The 24891-nt window shown below is 49.0% G+C and carries 17 protein-coding genes; 8 read left to right on the top strand and 9 right to left on the bottom strand.

Annotation, left to right across the window (positions count from 1 at the left end):
• The first annotated feature begins 102 nt into the window (after positions 1 to 102).
• Positions 103 to 2721, top strand: coding sequence for a GH116 family glycosyl-hydrolase (locus KW844_RS18680; RefSeq protein ID WP_218378302.1), 2619 nt, complete (start codon positions 103 to 105; stop codon positions 2719 to 2721).
• 10 nt (positions 2722 to 2731) lie between these two features.
• Here the strand turns inward: KW844_RS18680 and KW844_RS18685 are convergent, their stop codons facing one another.
• Complete coding sequence (locus tag KW844_RS18685; RefSeq protein ID WP_218378303.1) at positions 2732 to 5107, bottom strand: ABC transporter permease; 2376 nt, start codon at positions 5105 to 5107, stop codon at positions 2732 to 2734.
• A 146-nt stretch (positions 5108 to 5253) separates the two neighbouring features.
• Positions 5254 to 6054: a helix-turn-helix domain-containing protein gene (locus KW844_RS18690; RefSeq protein ID WP_218378304.1), complete on the bottom strand. Its 801-nt coding sequence runs from the start codon at positions 6052 to 6054 to the stop codon at positions 5254 to 5256.
• Between the two features lie 164 nt (positions 6055 to 6218).
• Between KW844_RS18690 and KW844_RS18695 the strand changes: the two genes are divergently transcribed.
• A complete protein-coding gene (locus tag KW844_RS18695; protein WP_218378305.1) occupies positions 6219 to 7403 on the top strand; it encodes a sigma-54-dependent Fis family transcriptional regulator in 1185 nt (394 codons plus the stop codon).
• Here the strand turns inward: KW844_RS18695 and KW844_RS18700 are convergent, their stop codons facing one another.
• From KW844_RS18700 to KW844_RS18710, 3 genes are all read right to left on the bottom strand, one after another.
• Positions 7404 to 8801 (bottom strand): sigma-54 dependent transcriptional regulator, encoded by a 1398-nt coding sequence (locus KW844_RS18700; RefSeq protein ID WP_218378306.1) that lies wholly within the window; start codon positions 8799 to 8801, stop codon positions 7404 to 7406.
• Positions 8798 to 11098, bottom strand: a complete 2301-nt coding sequence (locus KW844_RS18705; protein ID WP_218378307.1) for a histidine kinase dimerization/phosphoacceptor domain -containing protein — start codon at positions 11096 to 11098, stop codon at positions 8798 to 8800. Before KW844_RS18705 ends, KW844_RS18700 begins: the two co-directional genes overlap by 4 nt.
• A 446-nt stretch (positions 11099 to 11544) precedes the next feature.
• Positions 11545 to 12036 (bottom strand): hypothetical protein, encoded by a 492-nt coding sequence (locus KW844_RS18710; RefSeq protein WP_218378308.1) that lies wholly within the window; start codon positions 12034 to 12036, stop codon positions 11545 to 11547.
• A 131-nt stretch (positions 12037 to 12167) separates the two neighbouring features.
• Here KW844_RS18710 and KW844_RS18715 point away from each other — a divergent pair, with 131 nt between their 5' ends.
• From KW844_RS18715 to KW844_RS18730, 4 genes are all read left to right on the top strand, one after another.
• Positions 12168 to 14387: a sensor histidine kinase gene (locus KW844_RS18715; RefSeq protein ID WP_218378309.1), complete on the top strand. Its 2220-nt coding sequence runs from the start codon at positions 12168 to 12170 to the stop codon at positions 14385 to 14387.
• 9 nt (positions 14388 to 14396) lie between these two features.
• Positions 14397 to 15020, top strand: a complete 624-nt coding sequence (locus tag KW844_RS18720; RefSeq protein WP_218378310.1) for a response regulator transcription factor — start codon at positions 14397 to 14399, stop codon at positions 15018 to 15020.
• Between the two features lie 96 nt (positions 15021 to 15116).
• Positions 15117 to 15446, top strand: a complete 330-nt coding sequence (locus tag KW844_RS18725) for a DUF4870 domain-containing protein (RefSeq protein WP_218378311.1) — start codon at positions 15117 to 15119, stop codon at positions 15444 to 15446.
• 36 nt (positions 15447 to 15482) lie between these two features.
• A complete protein-coding gene (locus tag KW844_RS18730) occupies positions 15483 to 15683 on the top strand; it encodes a hypothetical protein (protein ID WP_218378312.1) in 201 nt (66 codons plus the stop codon).
• 72 nt (positions 15684 to 15755) lie between these two features.
• On the opposite strand, the gene KW844_RS18735 is transcribed toward KW844_RS18730, so the two are convergent.
• From KW844_RS18735 to KW844_RS18745, 3 genes are all read right to left on the bottom strand, one after another.
• Complete coding sequence (locus KW844_RS18735; protein ID WP_218378313.1) at positions 15756 to 17732, bottom strand: KUP/HAK/KT family potassium transporter; 1977 nt, start codon at positions 17730 to 17732, stop codon at positions 15756 to 15758.
• Positions 17733 to 17865: 133 nt separating this feature from the next.
• Positions 17866 to 19218, bottom strand: a complete 1353-nt coding sequence (locus tag KW844_RS18740) for a vanadium-dependent haloperoxidase (protein WP_218378314.1) — start codon at positions 19216 to 19218, stop codon at positions 17866 to 17868.
• 131 nt (positions 19219 to 19349) lie between these two features.
• Positions 19350 to 20636, bottom strand: a complete 1287-nt coding sequence (locus KW844_RS18745) for a hemolysin family protein (protein WP_218378315.1) — start codon at positions 20634 to 20636, stop codon at positions 19350 to 19352.
• 308 nt (positions 20637 to 20944) lie between these two features.
• Between KW844_RS18745 and lpdA the strand changes: the two genes are divergently transcribed.
• On the top strand, positions 20945 to 22345 hold the full coding sequence (lpdA, locus tag KW844_RS18750) for a dihydrolipoyl dehydrogenase (RefSeq protein WP_218378316.1): 1401 nt from the start codon (positions 20945 to 20947) through the stop codon (positions 22343 to 22345).
• Positions 22346 to 22414: 69 nt separating this feature from the next.
• Positions 22415 to 22909 carry a YdeI/OmpD-associated family protein gene (locus KW844_RS18755; protein WP_218378317.1) on the top strand — a complete coding sequence of 165 codons (495 nt, stop codon included), beginning with the start codon at positions 22415 to 22417 and terminating at the stop codon, positions 22907 to 22909.
• A gap of 316 nt (positions 22910 to 23225) precedes the next feature.
• On the opposite strand, the gene KW844_RS18760 is transcribed toward KW844_RS18755, so the two are convergent.
• Positions 23226 to 24872 (bottom strand): acyl-CoA dehydrogenase family protein, encoded by a 1647-nt coding sequence (locus KW844_RS18760; protein WP_218378318.1) that lies wholly within the window; start codon positions 24870 to 24872, stop codon positions 23226 to 23228.
• Positions 24873 to 24891: the final 19 nt, after the last annotated feature.

The following is a 24891-nucleotide window of genomic DNA, read 5'->3' on the forward strand; positions in this document are numbered from 1 at the left end:
CATTCATCCGGCGAAGCACTACACATGGCCCATTCCTCAAACGGCGCCGGACAAAAACTAAAATCTGGTACAAACAAGTGCCTGGAAATAAACCCTGATTTTATGAGCATTGAAAGAAGAAAATTCTTAAGAAATATTGGTCTAACGATGGCGGGCGTACTTACGGTACGCCTGCCAGTATTGGGTAGTATGCTGCCCGCACCGTTAGCGCAGCCGGATGCCTCCTGGATCAAATCTCTCTACGAAAGAGGTAACGTAACCACCTACCTCAAAAGTAAAAATGAACTGCAATACATTGGCATGCCGGTGGGCGGTATCATGTGTGGTACCGTATACCTGGGTGGCGATGGGCGCCTGTGGCTCTGGGATATCTTTAACAGGAACCAGGAAGGCATAGAGCCCAAGGTGGTGAGTTACAATGCAAATGTGCTGGATGGCGGCAAAAAGGTGCGCTCCCGCGATGGCGCCTGCTATATTGCACCGTCAAAGGATATACGCCCGCTGGACCAGGGCTTTGCCCTGCAGCTCAGCTGGGGCAATCAAACCATTGTACGCAGGTTTGACGAGGCCAGCTGGCCCGAAATCAGTTTTGAGGCCACCTATCCTATAGCCACTATCCGTTATATAGACCCGGCGCTGCCAGTGGCGATTACATTGGAAGCTTTTTCTCCGTTCATCCCGCTGAATGCCGATGATTCCGGATTACCGGTCACCATCCTCTCCTACCAGATACACAATACAGCCCAGGTGCCGGTAACTGCCACCATATTGGGATGGCTGGAAAACAAAACCGCTATCTACTCCGCAGGTGACGCGCACGAGCGGGTAAACATCATCGTGAAAAACAAGAACTGGCAGGGTATTCATGAAACAGTACGTACTAAAACCGGCAGCAATGAAGCGTTCAGTAAAAAATCTGATTACGGAAGCTTTTCCATTGCAGCAGCAGGCAGTAAAGTACTGCTGAATACAGCTATGCCCCAGGGGGATCATATCTTCCGCACAGTGACGACTAAACAGGCAGTGAAGCCTGTCAGCGAAAAGCTCACCGGCTCCGTGGCTACCCGGCACACTATACTACCGGGCAAGACTATACGTACCGACTTTGCCATCAGCTGGCACGCTGCCAACCTGCATTTCAAAGGTATACAGGGCGAAGGGCGCTACTATGCAAATAAATACAAAGACGCTGCCGCCGTGATGACGTATGTGCAAAACAACCATGACCGCCTCACCCGCGAAAGCCGCTTATGGAAAGATACCTGGTACGATGCCTCCCTTCCCTGGTGGTTTATGGAGCGCACCTTCCTCAACATCTCCACCCTGGCGACCACTACAGCACACCGCTTTAGCTCCGGCCGCTTTTACGCCTGGGAAGGTGTGGGCGCCTGTGAGGGCACCTGCACACACGTATGGCAGTATGCACAGGCGGTAGGCCGCATATTCCCGGCCTTGGAGCGTGATACCCGCGAGCGCGTGGACCTCGGCATAGGCATGATGCCGGATGGCGGCATACTGTTTCGCGGAGAAGCAGAAAAGCGCCCCGCCATCGACGGGCAGGCAGGCACCGTACTGCGCATTTACCGCGAGCACCAGATGAGCAGCAACAACGACTTCCTTCAAAGAAACTGGCCGCAGATTAAGAAAGCTACCTTATTCCTCATTCATCAGGACCGCAACGGAGATGGTATGACGGACACGCCCATGGAAAATACGCTCGATGCGGTGTGGGATGGTGAAATCGCCTGGATTGTTGGGCTCACCATTGCCGCTGTACAGGCAGCAGCGCTGATGGCCAAAGAGATGAATGACGCTGATTTCGCAGCTATCTGTAACGACTATACGGAGAAAGGAAAACGTAACATGGAAACGCAGCTCTTCAACGGCGAATACTTCATTCATCAACCAGATAAAACAAAAGGCAGGTCAGTGATAGGTTCTTACAACACCTGCCACATCGACCAGGTATATGGCCAGAGCTGGGCATTCCAGGTAGGCATGGACCGGGTGATAGACCGGGAAAAAACGTTATCGGCACTGAAAGCATTGTATAAATATAATTTTAAGGCAGATGTGGGCCCCTACATTGCAGCACACCCGGGAGGCCGGCCATATGCCCTCCCCGGCGAAGGTGGTATGATACTGAACACCAATCCGCATAACGAAGAATTTCCATTTGGCGTAAAAAATGCCTGGCAGCTGGGTTACTTCAATGAATGCATGAGCGGCTTTGAACACCAGGTGGCAGCGCATATGATGGCGGAAGGGATGACGGATGAAGCGCTCACGCTCACCCGCGCTATTCACGACAGATACCATGCGGTCAAACGTAATCCGTTTAACGAAATTGAATGCAGTGATCACTATGCCCGCGCCATGGCCAGCTACGGTACATTCGTTACGGCCTGCGGCTTCCAGTACCATGGCCCAAAAGGCTTCATTGCCTTTGCACCAGCCATGCATGCAGAAGATTTCAAAGCGCCTTTTGTAACCGCAGCAGGCTGGGGTACGTATACACAAAAAGGTAAGCAACATACCCTGCAACTGAAATATGGGAGTTTGCGATTACAAACACTTCGATTCCAGGCCAGCGGCGTAAAACAGATACTTGCAGGCACACAGCCGGTGGCATTTAAAGAAAAGAACGGTTATGTGACCATTCAGCTGGATAAGCCACTACAGCTGAAAGCCGGGCAACAGTTTCAACTTTCAATTGTATAATACATGCCTGTTATTCCGACTTAAGGCTGTTCACCGGATTGACCAGAGAGGCACGAATAGATTGAAAACTCACAGTGAGTAAGGTGGTGAGCAGAGCAATCATTCCGGCTATTACAAATATCATTGGACCGATGCTGATACGGTAGGCATATTGCTGCAACCAGCTATGCATCAGCCACCACGACAACGGGAACGCAATCAGTATGGCAATGCCCAACAGCCGCAGAAAATCGGTTGTAAGCAACTGTACAATACTGCTCACGCTTGCACCTAACACCTTACGCACGCCTATTTCGCGGGTGCGGCGTTCGGCAGTGTAGGCACTCAATCCAAACAATCCCAGGCAGCTGATTAAAATGGCTATACCTGCAAAAATCCTGGAGAGATGCTGCGTGAGCATTTCTGTGCGGAACATATCATTAAACTGGTCATCCAGGAATTGATAACGAAATGGATAGGCCGGGTCATGCCGGGTGATAACCGCCCCGATTTTAGCAATCGCTTTGGCGGGATCGGCCCCGGCTTCCAGTTTGATAAATATGGTATTGGCCGAAGATGGAATATTGAAAAATACCAATGGATCAGGACTTCCATACATATCCCCGTATACATAATTTTTCACCACTCCTGCGATACGGAATTTGAATATCACTGCAGTATCATCTATCATATACAATGGTTGCCCAAGCACACTTCCTTTACTGATTAATTTGGCGAGTGATTCATTGATGATCACATTTACACTATCATCTTTCACAGCGCGGAAGTTCTCTCCTTCCACCAGTTGCATGCCCATAGTGGGAAGGTAGTTTTTATCTACAAAACGCAGGGAAGTGATGATACTTTTGTCCGCTTCCTTGCCATCCCAGGAAATATCATTTGTATTATTACCACCGTACAAAGGATTGTAGTCGGCAACAGACGTATTGGCTACAACACCCGTTTGATATAGGTCCTGACGAATCGGATCAAAATTAGCCAGCTTTCCTTCCGCCATATTTACAGACAACATATGTTGGGTATTAAAACCCATATCCCTGGATTTCACATGTTTTATCTGTTGGTAGATGACTAATGTCGCAATGATTAAGCTGATAGAAATGGTAAACTGCGTTACGACCAATCCTTTACGTATGAAATCGGTGCGAAGTGATTTTATCCTGAGTCCCTTCAGGATACTCACCGGGTGAAAGCTGGCGAGGTATAGCGCGGGGTAGCAACCAGCCAGTAACCCACAGCATAAAATGAGCGCCATTAACACCGTGATATGCAACGGGCTAAGCAGATTTGTTGTCAGATCTTTCTCCGTAAGCGCGCAGAAAGCCGGTAAAAGCAAGAACAACAATATCATGGCGATAATTCCTGCCAACATCGCCTGTATCAATGTTTCTCCTAAAAACTGTACTGCCAGCCTCCCTTTTCTTGCACCAAGCGCCTTACGCACACCTACTTCCTTGGCACGCTGCTCACTTCTGGCTGTAGCCATATTCATAAAGTTAATACAGGCGATAGAGAGGATAATAACGGCAATGATCAACAGCAATTTCACATATGCTATCCGTCCTCCCTGCTGCTGACCGTTTACAAAGGAATTATGCAGCCGCCAGTCGTCCATATTTGACATCACCACCCCTTGAATGGTGTTAGGCATATGCGCTATCATCATCGCGGATAATGCCGCTGTGATCTTTTTTTGATCGGCATCAGGAGCAGTTAATAAATAAGTCTCCAGGCTGCAGGAGGCCCATGCACCCAACATTTTATCAGGATTGGGATAGCGGTTGGGCAACAGGGCCAGCCACTCATATTTGACGGTGGAATTATCCGGTACATCGTCCACCACAGCAGTAATCGTATAGGTATGCTTGTTATCCACCAACACCGTTTTACCTATGACATTAGTGGATTGGTGAAAGATTTTGCTGGCGCCTCGTTTGGTGATCACCATGCCATACTGCTGGCTAAAGGCATCGCTGATAGTACCTTCCAGGAACCGGCACTGGAACATTGACAGAAAAGAGCTGTCCACATACCGGCCGCTGACATACATCGGATTATTCTGGTAGTTGACCAGCGCCTGCACCTGGCCTTCCGTACTGCGACATGCATTGAGCACACCCGGTACATTAGCCAAAGCGGCAGGCCCTAATGGCCCCGGAGTAGACACATAGGTACGAATACCATCGCCCTGGTTCCAGTTGAGATACAGCCGCTCCAACTGCTGGCGGTTACGGATATGATGATCATAAGTCACTTCATCTTCTACCCATAATAATATCAGCGCCGCGCATACTATACCAATGCTCAGCCCAAAGATGTTGAGCCCATTATAGATTTTATGTTTCAGCAGATTCCGGATAGCCGTTTTCAGATAGCTCTGGATCATAAGTCATCACCTTTTTTCATAACGGTACTAAATGCATACCATTATGCTAAAGTACTGAAAACAGTGGCTTTCGGTGTATAATTACCAGCATGTTTGTTCGGATATAGGACAATGGGTGTCCATATACGGACAATGACTAATACTGGCTATACCCCTTTCCGTGAAACCATCGGCGCCACCCCATACTGCACTTTGAAAATCTTCGAAAAATGCGTCACATTCTCAAACCCCAGTGTATAACACACATCACTCACCGATAAATCGGTGCTGCTCATCAGTTCCCGCGCCTTCTCCAGTTTCTTTTGCCGTATCCATTTCGCGGGTGCCATGCTGGTGACGGCAAAAAAATCACGCTTAAAGCTGGAGAGACTACGGCCCGAGAGTCGCGCCAGCGCAGCCAGCGAGAGGCCGGTATCTATATGATTATTCACCACCGACATAATATCCGCATACACCGTAGGTTTCCAGTGCATCAGCTGCCGCAGTAAGCCGGTATGATGCCTCGATATACAATACAGCAACTCTTGTAGCTTGAGGTTGATCAACCAGGGGTCCATATTTGTCCGGTCAGGGAAATAGTACATCAGCGTGAGAAAGTAGACATTAATTTGTGTGGCGGCCTCGTGTATGCTTACCGGCTCAACGTCCGGCGTTCCGGCAGGCAGCGATATCTTTTTGGAGAACTCCTGTAGCAGGTCCTCTCCGATAGCACAGGTGATGAGTTGCAGCGGTTCATCTCCCATTACCTGCAAATCCAGTTGCACCTGACGTTTCACAAAAATCAACTGGCCGGTACTGAACTCCGTGGCAGCAGGACCATAGCAAATTGCGGCCTTCCCCTGTATTATAAATAGCAGCTGGTGGCTGATGTGCATCATCTGCAACTTTGTTCCCGGATCATAGGTTTTAACATCAATAGCCGTGCAGTCAGCAATAGTTTCTTTCATGGTTTCGTTTTTAGTGTATGCTTTGGCGTTACCAAAGGGATGCCAGAATATATACCATTGAAAAACAATCATTTACCCAAAACAAAAACCATTTCCATTAGCGAGATATGGCTAATTAACCAGGCATTACCAATATTTCGTTTTTTTAATTACTACATTTAGCCATGATCAAAGCTTCACCTGCCCAGCCAGACGTCTTATCAAATCAACTCCTGGAAAGGGATATCCAAATGGCGATTGCAGCCCTGGATGGTCGTCAGGAATTTATTGCTGCCTTGAGCCGGCAGCTACTCACTGTATTTCACCATCATTTTCAGGAAAGACTTCAGCAGCAGATAGCTGAAACTGACCGTTACCGCCGGCAGCTGGAGCAGGAAAATAATTATTTACAGGAAGAGATGAAAGCCCGCCAGCAGCAAACGGAATTAACTAACAGCAGTGCAGCCATGGCCAGTGTACACCGCCTGATAAACCAGGTGGCCGCTACGGGCACCAGCGTGCTGCTCACTGGCGAAACCGGTACGGGCAAAGAGCTGGTGGCTCATGCTATTCATAATAAATCACTTCGGAAAGATAAACTGCTGGTAAAAATAAATTGCGCTGCCCTACCTCCCAACCTCATCGAAAGTGAGTTGTTTGGCCATGAGCGCGGTAGCTTCACCGGCGCCATCGAAAGGCGTATCGGTAAATTTGAGCTGGCCCATGGCGGCACATTATTACTGGATGAAATAGGGGAGATTCCAATTACCCTACAAGCAAAGCTGCTGCGGGCTTTACAGGAAAAAGAGATTGAACGGATAGGCGGAAAAGGCCCCATTAAAATAGATGTACGGATTATAGCAGCCACCAACCGCAACCTGCTGCAGGAAGTGCAAACCGGTAAGTTCAGACCGGACCTCTACTTCCGTTTAAACGTATTTCCATTGCACTTGCCGCCACTACGGCAACGGCTAGACGAAGTTCCTGAACTAGCCAGGTTCTTTGTGCATCGTTATGCGGCCAAAAATAACAGGCACCCACTGCAAATCAGCGATCACGCTATAAAAGAATTGTTGTCATACGACTGGCCCGGCAACATCCGTGAACTGGAGCACGTGATAGAACGCAGCATAATCCTTTGCACCGGCCCTGTTCTGAAAGAAATCATCTTCGCAGATAAGATCGCTACAGCAACACCTGAAACTATTAAAACCCTGGATGAAAATGAACGGGAGCATATAATGGAAGTGCTCAAAAAAACGAGAGGGAAAATAGCAGGAGCAGGAGGCGCAGCCCGGTTGCTGGACATACCTCCTACTACCTTACATTCAAAAATGAAAAAGCTGGGTATCGCAAAAGCGCATCTGTAGCTACCCCCGGAACACCTTCGAGATTCCTAGTTTGCGCATACGTGAGTTTAATGTACTTGGAGGAATATTCATCAGCTCCGCTGCGCCTCCGGGGCCGGCCACACGGTTGTTACAGCGTTTGAGTATGGAAAGGATATATTCCCGTTCCATTTCCACAAATGTTTTCACCGGCGCCTCCGTTTGCACAGGCAGTTCTGCAGTCTCCTGCAAACTTGTACCCGGCACGGCATCCAGCACAGCAGATCGTGCCAGCAGCACCGTTCTTTCCACGAAGTGCTGCAATTCCCGCACATTCCCCGGCCAGGAGTAAGCCACCAGGTGATCCATTGCCCGGGCAGAAAAACCAGTGATGATCTTCCCCACCTTCAGCGCATACTGCTTACAAAAATGATCCGCCAGCAAAGGAATATCCTGCCTGCGCTCCTGCAGCGATGGCAGCGTAACCGGAAATACATTCAGCCTGTAATACAGATCCAGCCTGAATTTGCCGCGGGCAATTTCTTTTTCCAGGTTACGGTTGGTGGCGGCAATAATCCGTACATCTATTTTGATGGGCCCCTTGCCACCGATCCGTTCAATTTCCTTTTCCTGCAATACACGCAGCAATCTTACCTGTGTTTCCATGGGCATCTCCCCTATCTCATCCAGGAACAACGTGCCTCCATGGGCCTGCTCAAATTTACCGATGCGCCTTTCAAACGCACCTGTAAAGGCGCCTTTCTCATGGCCGAAGAGTTCCGACTCCACCAGGTTGGCAGGTAATGCCGCACTGTTGACCTTCACAAACGGGCCCTTGGCGCGTGGTGATAGCCGGTGCACAGCGGCGGCCACACCTTCTTTACCGGTACCGCTTTCCCCCATGATCAGTACGGAGGTATCCAGTGGCGCCACCACATTTATCTGTTCAAAAATTTCCTGCATGGCAGGTGTTTGTCCAATAATACCCTGGAAATCATTTTTTCCGGGAGATGTTGGCGCTACGGCAGGCAACGGCCTGCTGTTTTTTCCAGCGGCCTCAATGACTTCCTGAAATTGGTTACGGTACCAGGCGATGTCCAGTGTTACCAGGAGGTCCTTTTCCCGGAAAGGCTTAACCAGAAAGCCAAACGGCCGGGTTACCCGCGCTGCGGCCAGCACCTGCTCGTCCGCATTGGCGGAGAGGTAAATGAAAGGAATGCTTCGTTCATTCAGGATGGCGGCCAGGTCAATACCCGTTTGCTCCCCCTTCAGAAATATATCCAGTATTACCATGGTGGGTGTACATCGTTCCATGATCTCCAATGCACGGATCACCGACCGCGCCACGCCTATTACCTGGTAACCGGCATCTTCCAGCGACTGGCGGATATCCCCCGCTACTACCAGTTCATCTTCGACAATTAAAATAGAATGCATCATACTAGCTTTTCAGTTAACACCGTTGTCGAATACCGACGTATATCCCTGTCCGTTTCTTCCAACGGAAAACGTATTTGCAGACATAGACCACTCTCCTGGTGGATTTCCAGGTAGCCATCCAGTTGCTCCGTTAAAGTGCGGATCAGGTTCATTCCCATAGATTTAATTTTCGTGAGATCCACACCGGCAGAGAGTCCCACGCCATTATCCGCCACCTCCAGCAGCAGTTCACCCTCCTTTTCCTGCCTCAGCACCACCCTGATTTCACCATAGCGGCCTTCAGGAAAAGCATATTTAATAGCGTTGGTGATCGCCTCATTTAAAATCAGACCAATAGGCACCGCCTGGGCTACGTCCAGCTCCAGCTTAGCCACATCTTTCACAAACCGCAGGTTGCCGGCCGACTCAAAGCTCTGTCGTAAATATTCCACCAGTTCTCCAATATAATCCTGCATATCAATACTGGCGAGATTATCCTGCCGGTACAGGCGCTGATGAATAATAGACATGGCAAACATCCGGTTCTGACTTTGACTGATGGCGTCTTTCGCGCGGCCATTGTCGAGATAAGCGGATTGAGTTTTGAGCAGACTAATCACTATCTGCAGGTTATTTTTTACGCGATGGTGAATTTCTTTCAGCAGCCACTCCTTATCGTTTACCGTTCTTTGCAGGGTTTTATTCAGCACTTCCAGCCGCTCATTTTTGCTATCTATCAGGACCTTTTGCTCCATAAGCAGCCTGTTGCTGCGTTGCTTGATTTGGTAACGGTTATACAACAAAATTAACAATACCAGCAACATCAGCACACCGCCAATAAATACCTTCATGCGGAAGTTGGCAGCCTTTAGCTTGTCATCTTTTTCTTGCTGTGTTTTTCTCAGCTCAAGGATGTTCTCATCTTTTTCTGCGGATTCAAATTCTATCTTCAACCGGTTTACCTGCTTTAGTTTGGCCTCGTTGAGCAGGGAGTCACGTATGGCTATATGGCGCTGGTAGTATTGTACGCTTTTCGGGGAAAAGTGGAGGGCAGAATCAGCCCTGAAGAGCATCAAATTGGCAGTTGCCACCTCCTTGGGAAATTTGTTCAGCGAGGCTGACAGTTCCATGGAATCGGCAAATAGTTTCATATCACGGAAACGTTTTTCAGCCATTGCCTGTTGTACCGCTGCAACATAATAGTATCGCTTTATTCGGTGAGTGAAAGGAAGGGAGCTGGTAATCCTGCTCATTTGGTTCATGACCATAGCAGCACTGTCCAGTTTATGCAAACGAATATAGGACGTATGTAAAATGTGCAATGGTCCTACCATTTCAGGACTTACAGGGATATCGCCCAACTTGTTTAATTTCCCAAACACATCGAGAGCAGAACGATATTTCCCCAATGAGTTCATCGTATTGGCATAGTTGGCCAGCAGAAAGCGGTAGCCCGCGGTATCCTTATATTTTTCCGCCAGCACCATACCTTGCTGAAAATACCTGGCGGCCTCTTTAAAATCCTCCACCCGGAAATAAGCAATGCCTGCATGGTTATTAATCGGAATCCATGCGGCAGTGGTATCGCTGCCTGGTTTACCGGAACGCAGGGACAAGAGCATATACCGGAGCGCTTCCTGGTAGTCGCCTGCATCTGCATAAATGTTACCCAGCAGATTATAAACCTGCAGGAGATCTGTGACACCCGCAGCCTTATACAGCCTTACTGCCTTCAATAAATTGGAAATGGCCGCATCCAGATCATTGTGCAGGGAAAGGCAGTCACCCAGGTGCTCCAATGTTCTGGCCTGCATTTCCAAACGGCCGGTCTTACCAAATAAATCTGCCGCCTGTTGGTTATACCGGATTTTTTCATCCAATTCGGCAGAAATATCATAGTCGTAATAGCTGGCCAGTTCTACCAGGGCATAGGCCGATTGTACATCCAGGTGGTGCTTTGCGGCCCACTCCACCGATTTCCGGGCATATACCTTCCCTCTCGCCCTTTGCCCCTTTTCCCGGTAGTATTTGGATAATAACGTGAATCCAATGCCAGCAACGGCAGCATCTTCCAGGTCAACATTTAATTCCCTGCTCTGATTTATCAGTACCAGGGCGGTGTCCAGGTCATGGGGAGCTTCGCCGGGCTTGAGAATAAAGCTGTCGGCCACCGCTAACAAGTGCAATGCCTTAAGGGTGGGATCATGTATGGACCGGAGTTGGCGGAGTAACACAGGTATAGGCTCCCGGGCCTGATCTTGCCCGTAGACGAATGAACAGCACAGTAAACAGCAGAAAAATAGTAGGTTCTTATACATAGCGGATAAAAATAACGCAGCAACTATATGCATTTTATGTGCCGCATTACAACCAGCTAACAATCAGCAACATCCGTTTAGACTCCATATAGGCGTTGACGATATATCGTCAAACTCCGATGGTGATTGTCGATATATCCACAAATAAATAAACGGCGGCAGAGAAGCTGCCGCCGTGTTTGGTCGTTAACACAAAGACGAAAATAGAAACCAATCTATGTACCTATAATCATGAGCAAATCCTGTCTGTTTTCTGATGTTGATAATGCAAATATCAGGAGAGATAGTTGATGGGAGTTTGCTGATTAGTCCAAAGAAACTTGTTAATTAGTCCAAATTGAAAAAGCGCCGGTGGCGCTTTTTCAATTTGGAGGGGATGACGCAGGCGCATCACTCCATCCGGCATGTATGGGGACAATAAATGATATCCGGGGTTAAAACAACGATTACTGTTTCGTCGCTTTTTTCTCAAATGCGTCAGAAGCCTGGTTGATTTTATTTCCAATGGCGTCAAACGAGTGATTAATTTTATCAAGGTTAGCCTGAATTTGTGGCTGCACGGTAACATCACCAGTTTTTTCTTTGGTGCGCAGGTCGATCAATGTTTTATAGTCTTCGTCCGCCAGTTTTTTATAGTTTTTCAAACCTTCTGACACAGCGGCTTTCAGACCGGCGTCGTCAATAGCCTCCATTTTATCAACGGTTTTAATAGATGCGTCCAGGTGCTCAGACCAGGATTTACGAACGGTTTCAGCTTTGGTGTAATCCTGGCTGCTCATGGCACCGTTCATAGCATTCATATCTTTTTCATTCTCATTCATCACGGTCATCAGTTTGTTATTGTACTCCACCGGATCTGCTGTGGTTCCGCAACTTGCTATGTTCATACTAATAAAGGCTGCGCCGAAAAGTGGGAGGATGCTGTTTACTTTTTTCATTTTTTCGAGTTTTTCATGATTGATATGGCAAAAGTAGCTCCCAGAGCAGGCTCCCGATATCCCTGAAATCAGCCATTTTTAATTCCCATACAATAGTAATTTTGCAGGTAACTGAACAACACCGAATTATTTTGTACCGTATACTACTTACCATCCTCTTCCTGACAGCATCGGTTTGTGCCCAGGCCCAGCTGCTGGCCGATTCGCTCAGGAACATCATTGCCCGTAAGGACCTGCCGCTGGAAATGCGTATCGACGCTACCGACCGGTTGGGGCAGGTTGTATTCTTTAATACCGGCTGGAAGGAAGGCCTGGACATCCTGCGCCAGTCCATACAACTGGCGGCCCCCATGAAAGACGGCAGCTACAGGGCACATACCTATGGTATGATGGCCGCCTCCTATTATATCACCGGCGATACAGAAGCCGCTTATAAGCATTTCGACAGCGCCACCCTGTACATCAGGCATTCTAACAATAAGCTGATGAAAGGCTATGTGCTGTACATGAAAGGGTGGCTGCAGGTGCGCTCCCGCCAGGAAACAGACGCTATCAACACGCTCCAGGAGGCACTGGAAGTACTGGAAAAGGCCCCTGGTGGCCTCACCTACCTACAGGCCGTATATTCAGAAATTGCCGGAGTATACTTCAAATGGTATGACCTGGTGAACGTGGAAAAATACACCCGCCTGTCCCTCGATGCCGCCAACCAGCTGAAGATCCTGGAAAAACTCATCAGCGCCAACCAGGAAAGAGGCGGCTACTTTATAAACCTCTACCGGGAAAATACCGAACGCACCGCAGCGCTGGACTCTGCATTGTACTACATGCGCAGGTCGCTCCACCTTGCACGTGCCAACCGGGAGCGACTGGTAACACCGAGTAATATTCCGTTTTCGGCCATCGGCATCGCCAATATATTCAGGGAAAATATGCCGGCCACTCCTGCCAATAAAGACAGCGTAGACTATTACAACAACATTGCGCTGGAAGAAGGTAAGCTCACCAAACAGTTTGCGGTGGAAGCAGGCGTATACAATGAGCTGGCCTCCGAGGCAGCCAAACGTGGCGACTACCAGTCAGCCGTAAATTACCTCAACGGCGCTATACTCGTGAGTGCAAAAGATCCGCTGTTTGATAAGTACAACCTGTCACAGTCGCACCTGGGCCTTGCCGAATGCTATGAGCAGCTGAAAGACACCGCCCTGGCCCTCCACAACTACAAACAGTACATGACCCTGTACCAGGAACTGTTTGATGTGGAAAAAATGAATAAAGCCAAAGACCTGGAAGCCAAATATGAAATGGCCAGGAAGGAAAAAGACCTGCTGCAGATCCGCCTCATCGCCGAGCAACGCAACAAGGAACTGATACAGGCACGCTACCTTTCCGGGCAGAAAGACCAGGCACTGCTGGCGGCCAAATATGCTGCCAGTCTGCAAGACAAAGCCCTCCTCAACGCTAAATACGAAACAGAGCTGAAGCAACAGGCACTCAGTACCGCCAATTACAAAACCTCACAACGGGAGCAGGAATTAAAAGTGATGAGCGAGCGCTTTAGCTATAACCGTAAGCTGAATAAGATTTATTCCATACTTACGATCGCTTTGTTTCTGGCAGCAGCATTCCTCTACTTTGCGTTTAAGCAGCGCTCCAAAGCACTGAAGCAAAAGCAGCAGCTGCACAACATGGAGCTGGACAAGATCAAACAGGAACACCGCATTTCCATGTTATCCGCTATGCTGGAAGGACAGGAACAGGAGCGCACCCGCCTGGCGCGGGATCTGCATGACGGATTGGGCGGCCTGCTGTCGGGTGTTAAAATAGAATTATCGGCACTGAATGCACCTGAAAAAACATCTCCCCAACAAACTATTGTACATAAAACGCTCCGCCACCTGGACCATGCAGTGGACGAACTGCGCCGCATTGCCCGCAGCATGATGCCGGAAGTACTGCTGGCCTATGGCCTGGGAGAGGCCACCCGAGAGTATTGCAACGGTCTGAAAAAATCAGGCGTGCCCGTTACCTGCCAGGTATACCACTATCGTAATGAGATGAACCATGGCCGCCAGGTAACACTATACCGCATCATGCAGGAGCTGGTGAATAACGCCGTAAAGCATGCCGCCGCCACACAAATACTTGTGCAATTACAACAAAGCGACAACCGCATCTTCCTGACAGTAGAAGATGATGGCAAGGGATTTGACCAGTCGGAAATGACCGCCCTAAAAGGAGCCGGACTGGCCAACATCCAATCCCGCACCGAAATGCTGCAAGGCACGCTGGAAGTATCTTCCTCACCCGGCACCGGCGCTTCTTTTACTGTTGAATGTTCTGTAAATTAATCACGCACCATGATAAAAGTTATACTGATAGACGACCACCCGATTGTAATGGAAGGACTCAAAAACCTGCTCGCCACCCGCGAAGAGCTCACCGTGGCCGGATGCTTCAATAACGGCGCTGCCGGACTGGAAGCCATTAACACACTTGAGCCGGACGTTGTGTTGCTCGATATCAACCTCCCCGATATCAACGGCATCGACCTATGCAAGCAGGTACGCAAATACGATAAAGACGTCAGGATTATTGCGCTGAGCGTACACAACGAGCGACCTGTGATTAAGAATATTCTCAACAGCGGCGCCAATGGTTACGTGCTGAAAAATTCGGTGGGCGAAGAAATCATCATGGCGATCAATGCCGCCTTAAAAGGCGACACTTATTTATGCAACGCTGCCCGCGAAATCATAAGCCAGGTACAGGAAGGCGAACTAAGCGACATACCGAAGATCACCCGCAGGGAAAAAGAAATTATGGGCCTGGTGAGCAAAGGACTCACCACCGGACAAATTGCCGGGCAACTCTTTATCAGTACACACACAGTAGAAAGTCATCGTAAAAACCTCATCGAAAAGTTTGATGTTACCACGATGACGGCGGTGATCAAACTGGCCACACAATACGGTTTGCTGTAATATATCGTAATAAAATAGCTGTTTTCAGGGAGAAAAATCCCTGGCCACCGGCCGTAGCTTTGTTAAAGCAAATTTTAACAATCTAAAAAAAACAGCATGGACAGAAAAACCTTGGCCATCATTGCTTACCTCTCCATCATAGGATGGCTGATTGCATATTTTCAGTATAAAGACAAGCCCAAAGATCATTTCGTAAGCTACCATCTCAAACAGGCATTAGGGATTGCCATTATCAGTCTCCTGCTCGGTGTAGCCATCAACGTGGTGGTAAGCCTGGTGCCGGCATTATCAGTGGTAGTTTACGCCAACATAGCCATCCTGGCGCTCTGGATCATGGGGATCATCAATGCCTATAACGGGCAAATGAAACCTGTGCCGGTAGCGGGTCCTATATTCGAAGGCAAATTCAGCTTTCTCAATTCCTAACCTTCATCCCCTGATTAACCACGAAAACCTTACACGATGCAAAGAATCGGATCATTTTTAGTAATCATAGGCCTTTTATCCATTGTTGCTGGTTTCTTTAACCATGTACCCAAGATCCTGATGTGGATTTACAAATGGGGAGAGCCCACCGCCTGGGCCATTAAGATAGGCCTGATAGTAGTAGGCGCTGTTGTGTACCTGATGAGTGCGAAAGGTTCGGAAGAAGTAACAAAATAGTATAGTTGCCACCTTCGGCAGCGGATTAAACAGGAAATGTAACAGCGGCGCCGCCACTGTTACATTTCCTGTTTAGTGGGGAGTAGTTCTTTTCAGTTTGATATTACTGGTCGGGTTCAGGAACAGCGGATACAGTTCTACCTGTACGCTGCTGGCATCCAGGCCGAAGCCTTTTTCTTCTGAAAGGGTATACTCTTTCAGCCAGAAATAAAACTCCATGATCCACCGCTCAAAAAAGGATAGCTGATGGCCCTGGTTAAGGTAGGCTTCCATCACCACGAAAGTGAAATCGCCTATTACATGCCGTTTCTCCAGGCTTTCGTAGCGGCTGGTGATATTTACTTCGCGGCGGGTTACCAGGTCCTGCAGCGCCGTCCGGAAGAACAGGTCAATGCGGGGCTGCACACGGAAACCCAGTTTAAAATCGATGCGTATAATTTCGTTTGGCAGATAGTGGGTGACTTCATACTCTGTGGTATACGGATCATCTAACGTTTGCACATGTACGAACCAGTAGATATCTGCCCGTTTGGGCTGGCGCCGGAAGATGGAATAAATGATTTTGTTATCAATTTCTCCCGGTGAGTCAGCAGCGGTTAAAAATACCAGGTGTGTACTTGTTTTAGGAACGGCCGCATCATTGCTGAGTTCCCGCAACATAGGCACATAGGGTTCGAGCTTCACAAATTCTGCCAGCCTGTTTTTAATGCGTCTTGCTTTATAGCATACATACATGACCCAGAAAAGCCCTCCTGCCACCAGCAGTGCTACATAGCCTCCGTGCGCAAACTTCACCAGGTTGGCAAACAGGAAGCTGCCTTCAATAGCGAGGTATACAACCAGGAATAAATAGATCAACACGGGTTGCACTCTTTTTATGACGAGGTAGTTGGCAAACAACACGGTGGTGGCCAGCATACAAAGGGTAATGGCGAGTCCGTATGCCGCTTCCATATTGGTAGATTTCCGGAAATACACCACAATACCGCAGCAACCAAGGTAGAGTAATACGTTGATTCCCGGCAAAAACAATTGTCCTTTTTGGGTAGTGGGATAGTTTACTTTCATACGCGGCCATAGTCCGAGTCGCATGGCTTCACCAATCAGCGTAAAGGAGCCGCTCACCAGCGCCTGGCTGGCGATAATGGCTGCACTGGTAGCGATGATGATGCCTATGAGCAGGAACCAGTCCGGCATGATGGCATAAAACGGGTTGAAGCCTGTTCTGATCAGTTCATCCGTTACTGTTTGCTGATTCATATTCACCAGCAGCCAGGCTCCCTGACCGAGATAGTTAAGGATCAGGCAGGTTTTCACCATCACCCACGACACCCGGATGTTTCCCCTGCCACAGTGGCCGAGATCGGAATACAAGGCTTCTGCCCCTGTAGTACAAAGGAATACGCCTCCCAGTATCCAGAATCCCTGCGGATAAGTCAGCAGCAAGTGCACCCCATAATAGGGGTTAAATGCCTTAAAAATGACCGGATAATGCAGCAAATTCATTACCCCCAGCGTACCCAGCATCACGAACCAGATGGTCATAACAGGACCGAATAAACGACCAATGGAATGCGTACCGAATTGCTGCAATAAAAACAGTACCGATAATATGGTCAGTACGATCATTACGATGGTCCCGTCGGCGATTTCCCCGATATTGTTGATACCTCTCAACCCTTCGATGGCAGAGGTAACGGACATGGGCGGCGTGATCATCCCATCGGCCAGCAGGGCGGCCCCGCCGATCATGGCCGGAAACACCAGCCACTTGCGGCGGCGGCGTACAAGGGTGTAAAGGGAAAAAATACCACCTTCCCCCCGGTTGTCGGCCTTGAGGGTGAGCACCACATATTTGATGGTCGTTTGCAGCGTGAGCGTCCATATCACGAGTGATAAAGACCCTAGCACTACGGTTTCTGTGACCATCTTACCTTTAAGAATGGCGTTGAGCACATATAACGGGGACGTTCCGATATCGCCGTAAATAATGCCCAGCGCAATAAGCAATCCTGCTGCCGTTACTGATTTATGGTGTTGTGTACCCATGTAATTGTGGTATTCCGAATACAAAGATGCCACGATAATTACAATTGGGTGCGTTAATTGTTGGCGGCAGGATTGCCTGGTCATTCATTTCTTAAAGGTGACGCCACGCTAAAGCGCCATGCTGCACGCTACGTTAATACTTCAGCAACACCACTCTGTCCGCCACCGTTTTCCCGGTCACGATCCCGAATTCACTGTCGAATCCATAGTGGATACCGCCATATACCCTGGAGATACTGGCTTCGTCAATCATTTGGCTAAAGCTGGTGAAAGAGCGGGGGCTGAAGCCTTCCGGTACTTTCTGCTGGTCCGTGAAGGCATAGCTGCTGCCGAATTTAGCTGCCATTACATTACCGGCGGCACTGGTGAAGGTGGCATGGCCGGAAGTATAGCTGGGAAACGGCGGTGTACCGATCAGCGGCGACCACGTACTGTCGATCTGGCTACGTATATACGTTACAGGGCGCAGCACGTTGTAATGGAATTTGTACTTCCAGCATTTGATACCGCCATCGTTTAAACCGATGCCTACCTGCGCCAGCAGATTGGCCGCAGCAGTGAGACTCAGCTGATTGTCCCCTATCAGCTGGGCAGCAATCGCAATCAGGTGGCCCGGAGGTGTGAAGGTACCGCCACCATCTGCCCAATAGAGCGCGATGTTCTTTTCAGCCGGTGTGCCTGCCACTCCCTTGTCGTACACCAGCCTGGCTGCCTTGTAAAAATTGCTGGCAGTATCAGTAGAATATGCTACCGGCGGATAACCTACCGCATCTGTCCAATGCGGCTTCAGCATGGTACGATTATTACCCCAATACGGCAGCATGGCGCGCTGAAAGGCAGGCGGAGTAGGCACCCACAAGCCAGGGCCGGCAGGAGGGATATAATCCGCAGGGAAGTTGTTCAGGTACCCATCTTTACCACCATCCGTGAGGGACCACTGATAAATGAGCGTTGCCACCTGCTGACCATACGCTACCGAACGGGTGATGACCTCGGCACTGCAATTGTTGGCATAGGTTACTTTGTTGGTACTGTCCAATTGCTGGATCAGCTGCAGATTTGCCGCACTCGCATTCGGAAACAGCTGCCTGATAATATAGGCCAGCGCACTATTAGCCGCAATAGCCCAGTTGTATTGCTTAAACTTCGAAGGCGGCGGCAACGGCGGCAGCCCATTCAGCTGCCCACCCAGCGTTTGCGCATTTGCACTGCGGCCCACTACCGCTTCGTGCAGGGCAATACCAGTGTAAGCAATAGCCCTGGCGGATACCGGCGGACTAAAACCCGGCGTTTCCTTGATCAGCTTTAATTCCAGCGTGTACCACGACAACGGTACATTCACTTCTCCATAAACTGTTTCTACCTGAACAGCCGCTACAGCCGCATCGGGAACCTGCTGCAGTGAGGAATCCTGCTTCTTACAGGCATACAGTACAAAAACGAGGAATAGCCCCGTGAATCGGGCCAACAAACAATTAGATTTCATTCTTTTTCTTTTAACAGATTACAAAATATGGGGTCAGAAAGTAGATATGGTTATACCTGGAATACAAAGATAGCCAGGCACTACGCAGCCAATTGGCGTAGCGAAAAAAATATCTCCCCAAATCAAAAAATTTATTTGGAAACTGCCGGATCAGATAAGGTACGTATCACCACCTCGTCTATACGATGATGATCCATTTTAGTGACCTCAAAACTTACATTATTCAGAATGATCTGCTCTCCCACTGCAGGTATGTGTTTCAGCTTATCTATAATGAGGCCCGCCACCGTGTTATCATCCCTTTCATAGTCATGCAGCCAGTCATAGCCAAGGGTTTCACGGATATAGGTCAATTTCGTATAGCCGTACGTTTCCCAACTGTTGTCCGGCAGCTTTTTCAGGAAACGCCCAGATATATTGTATCCCGGCAAACTGCCGCCCATCAGGCCCGACACAATATCATGATAGGAAATCATTCCTTCCAGGGCACCATATTCATCAATCACAATACCCATATTGGTACTTTCATTTTTCATCTGCTGGAAAATATCATACACCTCCTGATTTGCGGATAAAAAAGACACCGGCTGTAACATCTCCTGTACCTGCTTGCCGGGATACAGAAAAAATTCTTTCACCCCCAGAGCGCCCACTATTTCCTTTTCGGTATTTATCACCGGGAAAGTACGATGGATACTGCTCTTGATCACCGCTGTAATTTCATCTCTCGACATACTTGTACGCACTGCGGTGATCATGGTAGCAGGCGTCATAATATTTTCGGCTTTGAGGTCGTAGGTAGTAAACAGGTTTTTATGGAGAATAAATTCTCCCTTGTCAATAACCCCTTGTTTGTAAGCAGCGGTGAGCATACCCCGTAAGTCATTTTCCGTAATTTTTTCTTCCCGGATAGTATTGATGTTAAACAGACCCAGTAAAAACTTGGTGCTGGCCGTGAGGAGTTTTATAAAAGGGTAGGTTATTTTAGAGAAGATAATCATAGAAGGGGTAATGAGATAAGATACTTTCAGCGGATCAAGCAGGGCCAGGGTTTTGGGTATCAGCTCCCCGATTACAATGGTTAAATAGGTGATGGAACCTACGCCAATAACCAGCGCGGTCAGGTGCGCCCAGGAGCTGTGCATGCCCCAGGCAATAAAGCGCGGCTCCAGCATGGCAGCCATCAGATCTCCCCCATATAACCCTTCCAGAATCCCAACCAGTGTAATACCTACCTGCACAGCACTCAGGAACTCGTCGGGGTCACTAATCAACTCCAGTACGCGTGCGGCTTTCTTATTGCCTTTGTCGACCTGTTGCTGTAAAATGGTTTTGTCGATAGAAATTAATCCTATCTCTGCCATAGAAAAGTAAAAATTAAAAGCAATCAGGACGAGGATGATCAGGATGGAAATCATATGCAATGCGGTTCTTGTTGCACTAACAATCAGTGCAACCTATTGTTTAGCTTGTAATCAGGGGTTTTGGTGGCGACCTGCCTGATATGTAGTACTGTTGGCCTTATGATCCCGATTTACGTAAAAACTGTAAGGTTTATTATCGATGTATACGGTAATATCAGTAATTTCCACTTCGATTTTTTAGGAAACCTGAACATCACCCGTACCGGGAAAATGAAAAAAGGATGCGCATGGCACAAACAACCATGCTCTCCCGTTCGTTTCCCTGATGAAAAGTCTGTCTTCACCAATTATTAATATTTATTATGGAAAAAGATTTTGACATGGTCGTTATCGGCTCCGGACCCGGAGGGTATGTAGCCGCTATACGCGCCGCACAGCTGGGTTATAAAACAGCTATCGTAGAAAAATACGATGTGCTGGGCGGTACCTGTACCAATGTAGGCTGTATTCCTTCCAAGGCTATGCTCGACAGTAGTGAAAGTTATTATGCCATTCTTCACAAGGGACCTAAGCAGGGCATCATTGCCGACAACATCAAAGTGGATTTTTCGAAGCTGGTAAACCGCAACCGCGAAGTAGTAAAATCCAACACCGAAGGGCTCACCTACCTGATGAAAAAAAATAAGATCACGGTTTTTACGGGGAAAGGCAGCTTTGTAAATAATACTACTATTAAAGTAAGCGGCAAGGAAGAAAAAACGGTTACTTCCAAATACTTCATCATCGCTACCGGTTCCAAACCCGCTACGCTGCCGGGGATTACGATCGACAAAAAACGCATCATCACTTCCACGGAAGCTTTATATCTCTCCGAACAACCCAAATCCATGGTGATAGTAGGCGGAGGGGTGATAGGTGTGGAAATGGCCTCTGCATATAGTCGTATTGGTACACAGGTAATAGTGGTGGAATATGCCGACAGCCTGATACCTACCATGGATAAGGAACTTGGGAAAGAGTTGCAAAAAGTACTGACCAAGCAAGGCATTGACATCCGTACCAGCTGTAAAGTGCAGACGGTTACTACCGATGGTAAAAGCGTATCGCTGAAATACCTGGATACTGCGGGTAAGGAACAAACCATTGCTGCGGATTACTGCCTGATGGCTGTTGGCCGCCGCCCATATACTGAAGGGCTGGGACTGGAAAACGTAAAAGTACAGCTGGATAATAAAGGCCGCGTAGAGGTGGATGATAAACTCCGCACCGGCGAAGAAAACATCTACGCCCTCGGCGACGTGATCCGCGGCGCCATGCTGGCGCATAAAGCGGAAGACGAAGCCATCGCCATCCTCGATAATATCCAGGGCCATACCCATAAAATCGACTACCTCCGTATTCCAAACGTGGTGTATACCTGGCCGGAAGTAGCGGCAGTAGGCTATACAGAGGAGCAACTGAAAGAAGCCGGCATTCCTTACAATAAAGGTAAATTCCCATTCCTGGCGAGCGGTCGGGCAAGAGCTTCCGATGATCTGGAAGGCTTCTCCAAAGTGCTTGTTGATCCTAAGTATGGTGAAGTGCTGGGCGTACATATCATTGGCGCCCGCGCTGCCGATATCATTGCGCAGGGTGTGATGGCACAGGAATTTGAGCTTACCGGCGCCGAGCTGGGTAAGATTTCCTATGCGCATCCTACCTTCTCAGAAACGATGAAAGACGCTTACCTGGCCGCAACCGGCAGAGGTGCCATTAATATTTAGATGTGAAAACATCCTTTCCTTTTTTATAACTCCTGCAGTAATTACTTTTACGGCAGGAGTTTTTATTTTATGACAGAGAAGGCCCTTATTGATAAGCAAAAACTATTGGAACGCTGGGAAGTAAAAGGCGGCTGGACTTATATTTCTTTACCGGAAATCCCAAAGGACCCCCGCCAGCATTTTGGGCTGCGAAAAGTGCGTGGCACCATTGATGGTCATGAGCTTCCTGCCTGCAACCTGATGCCCGTGAAGGGCAGCCACCTGATGTTGCCGGTGAATGCCACCATTCGGAAAAAAATTAAGAAGGAGGCCGGTGCAACGGTACACCTGATTTTATATGCTGCCGGGGAACAAGTGGCAGACGTGGCTTCCCAGGACTTCATTGACTGCCTGCATGATGAGCCGGCGGCACTGGCGGCTTTTAACGCCATGCCCGCGGCGGAACAGAAAAAATGTTTGCAATGGCTGATGGAAATTACGGTAACAGATACGCGGATACAGCGAATGGCGAACGCGATTAATCACCTCGCAGCAGGCAGAACTTACCTCGGGAATAAAAAGTAATTCATGGCGATAAAAATATCGGGGCGGCCAGTGGCCACCCCGATATTTTTTTATATATCAATATTGTATAGACGTACACATTAAAATAGTCATAGCTGGGGCCAGACGGTGTCTTAAAATTTTGAGGTTGCTTCCAATCCTTTTCCCTACAAGCAACTCGAAAAATAGCAAGGTCGCCGGTCCCAGTATGACCATTAACTTGATTGTGAATAAAAAATACGGGGATGGCTGCTACTTTGGATTGCCTGGAAATATAGATACTAAATCAACACCAGTTAATTACAAAAGGTTTAAACGAATGAAAAATAATGTTTTATCACTGGTGCTGGAAGGCGTAGGCAATGGTTTGGAGCAGCAGTTCCATGTTATCGGTGGGTAGACATCCCCAGCCGGCGGAGCTGTCAGGGGCCAGCCGCGACTGGCAGAATAATTCCGCAACAGGAGGTGCTGCAATATGGATCAGTTCCGTTGCCTGGATGGCGAGTGCGATGTCGGTTACTATTTGTCGGGCCTGTAAGTGTCCGGGGTTGCTGGTTAATAGTTTTTCAGTTTTGGTGAGATGTAAATCCAGCAGGGGGTGATTTCCTTTTTCGGCTTGAAAATACTGTAGCAGGGCGGTCAGCGAAGCGGGTTCTTTCTGCATGGCACGCAGTACGTCCAGCGCCTGGACGTTGCCGGAGCCTTCCCAGATGGCGTTTACAGGTACATCGCGGTAGAGTCGCGGCAGGATGGACTCTTCCACATAACCGTTACCACCGAGGCATTCGATAATTTCTCCGAGGGCGATCACGGCCCGTTTGGTATTCCAATATTTGGCTACGGGAGTGGCTATACGAATAAAGTGCGCGGATTGTTCGTCCTGCAGGGCATCGTCGAAGCCTTTGGCGATGCGCATGGCTAATGCCGTGGCGCCGATGGACTCCAGGGCGAGGTCCGCCAGCACATTGCGCATTAATGGTTGGTTAAGCAAGGTGGCGCCGAAAGCCTGGCGGTAACTGCAATGGTGTACTGCTTCGGCGAGGGCGCGTTGCATAGTGGCGGCGGAGCCTACTGCGCAGTCGAGCCGGGTATGCCTTACCATCTCCATAATATTCACTACCCCTCTTCCTTCCTCTCCTACCAGCTGGGCCCAGGCGCCATGGAACTCTACTTCGGCAGAGGCATTGGATCTGTTGCCCAGTTTGTCTTTTAGCCGTTGGAAGTACAACTTGTTCTTAATACCATCCGGTGTGAAGCGGGGCACCAGGAAGCAGCTGAGTCCTCCGCTGGTTTGTGCCAGCACCAGGAAAGCATCGCTCATAGGAGCGCTGCAAAACCATTTGCGGCCGGTTAAATAATAGATGCCACCGCCGGCAGGCGCCGCGATGGTGGTATTGGTGCGTACATCACTGCCGCCCTGTGGTTCTGTTATGGCCATCCCGAAGGTGAGCCCGTTTTTATCGTACCAGGGGATGTGTCGCGGATCGTATTTATCCGAGAGTGCCAGCGGCAGCCAGGCATCAGCGATCTCACCGTTGATACGCAGGGAAGGCACCACGGCAAATGTCATCGTCAGCGGGCAGCTGGTGCCTTCGTCTATCTGTTGCTTGAGATAGGAGAGCACGCTGTGGGCCAGGTAGCCACCGTATTTGTTGGCCGTCCAGGTGATGGCGTGTACGCCGCCGTTGATGCTCACATCCATCATTTCGTGGTAGGCCGGGTGGAACTCCACTATATCAAGGCGGTTGCCGAAGCGGTCATGGGTTTTAAGTACCGGCGTGTGTTTGTTGGCCAGGAAACCGGCCTGCTGCATGGCATTGCTGCCCATAGCGGCACCGAACTTTACGGCCTGCGGATGAATCCAGTCCGCCCCATAAGCATGTGCTGCGTCTTTCAATATCCTGTTGCTGGTGAAGGAATTATAATCTCCCAGCACCGGAGGCTGGTTATGGGAACTGTAGAAATCGAAATCGGCTGCCTGCATGGGGTGGTGTTTTGGATGG

The organism is Chitinophaga sp. sic0106 (assembly GCF_019219075.1).
GTDB lineage: Bacteria > Bacteroidota > Bacteroidia > Chitinophagales > Chitinophagaceae > Chitinophaga.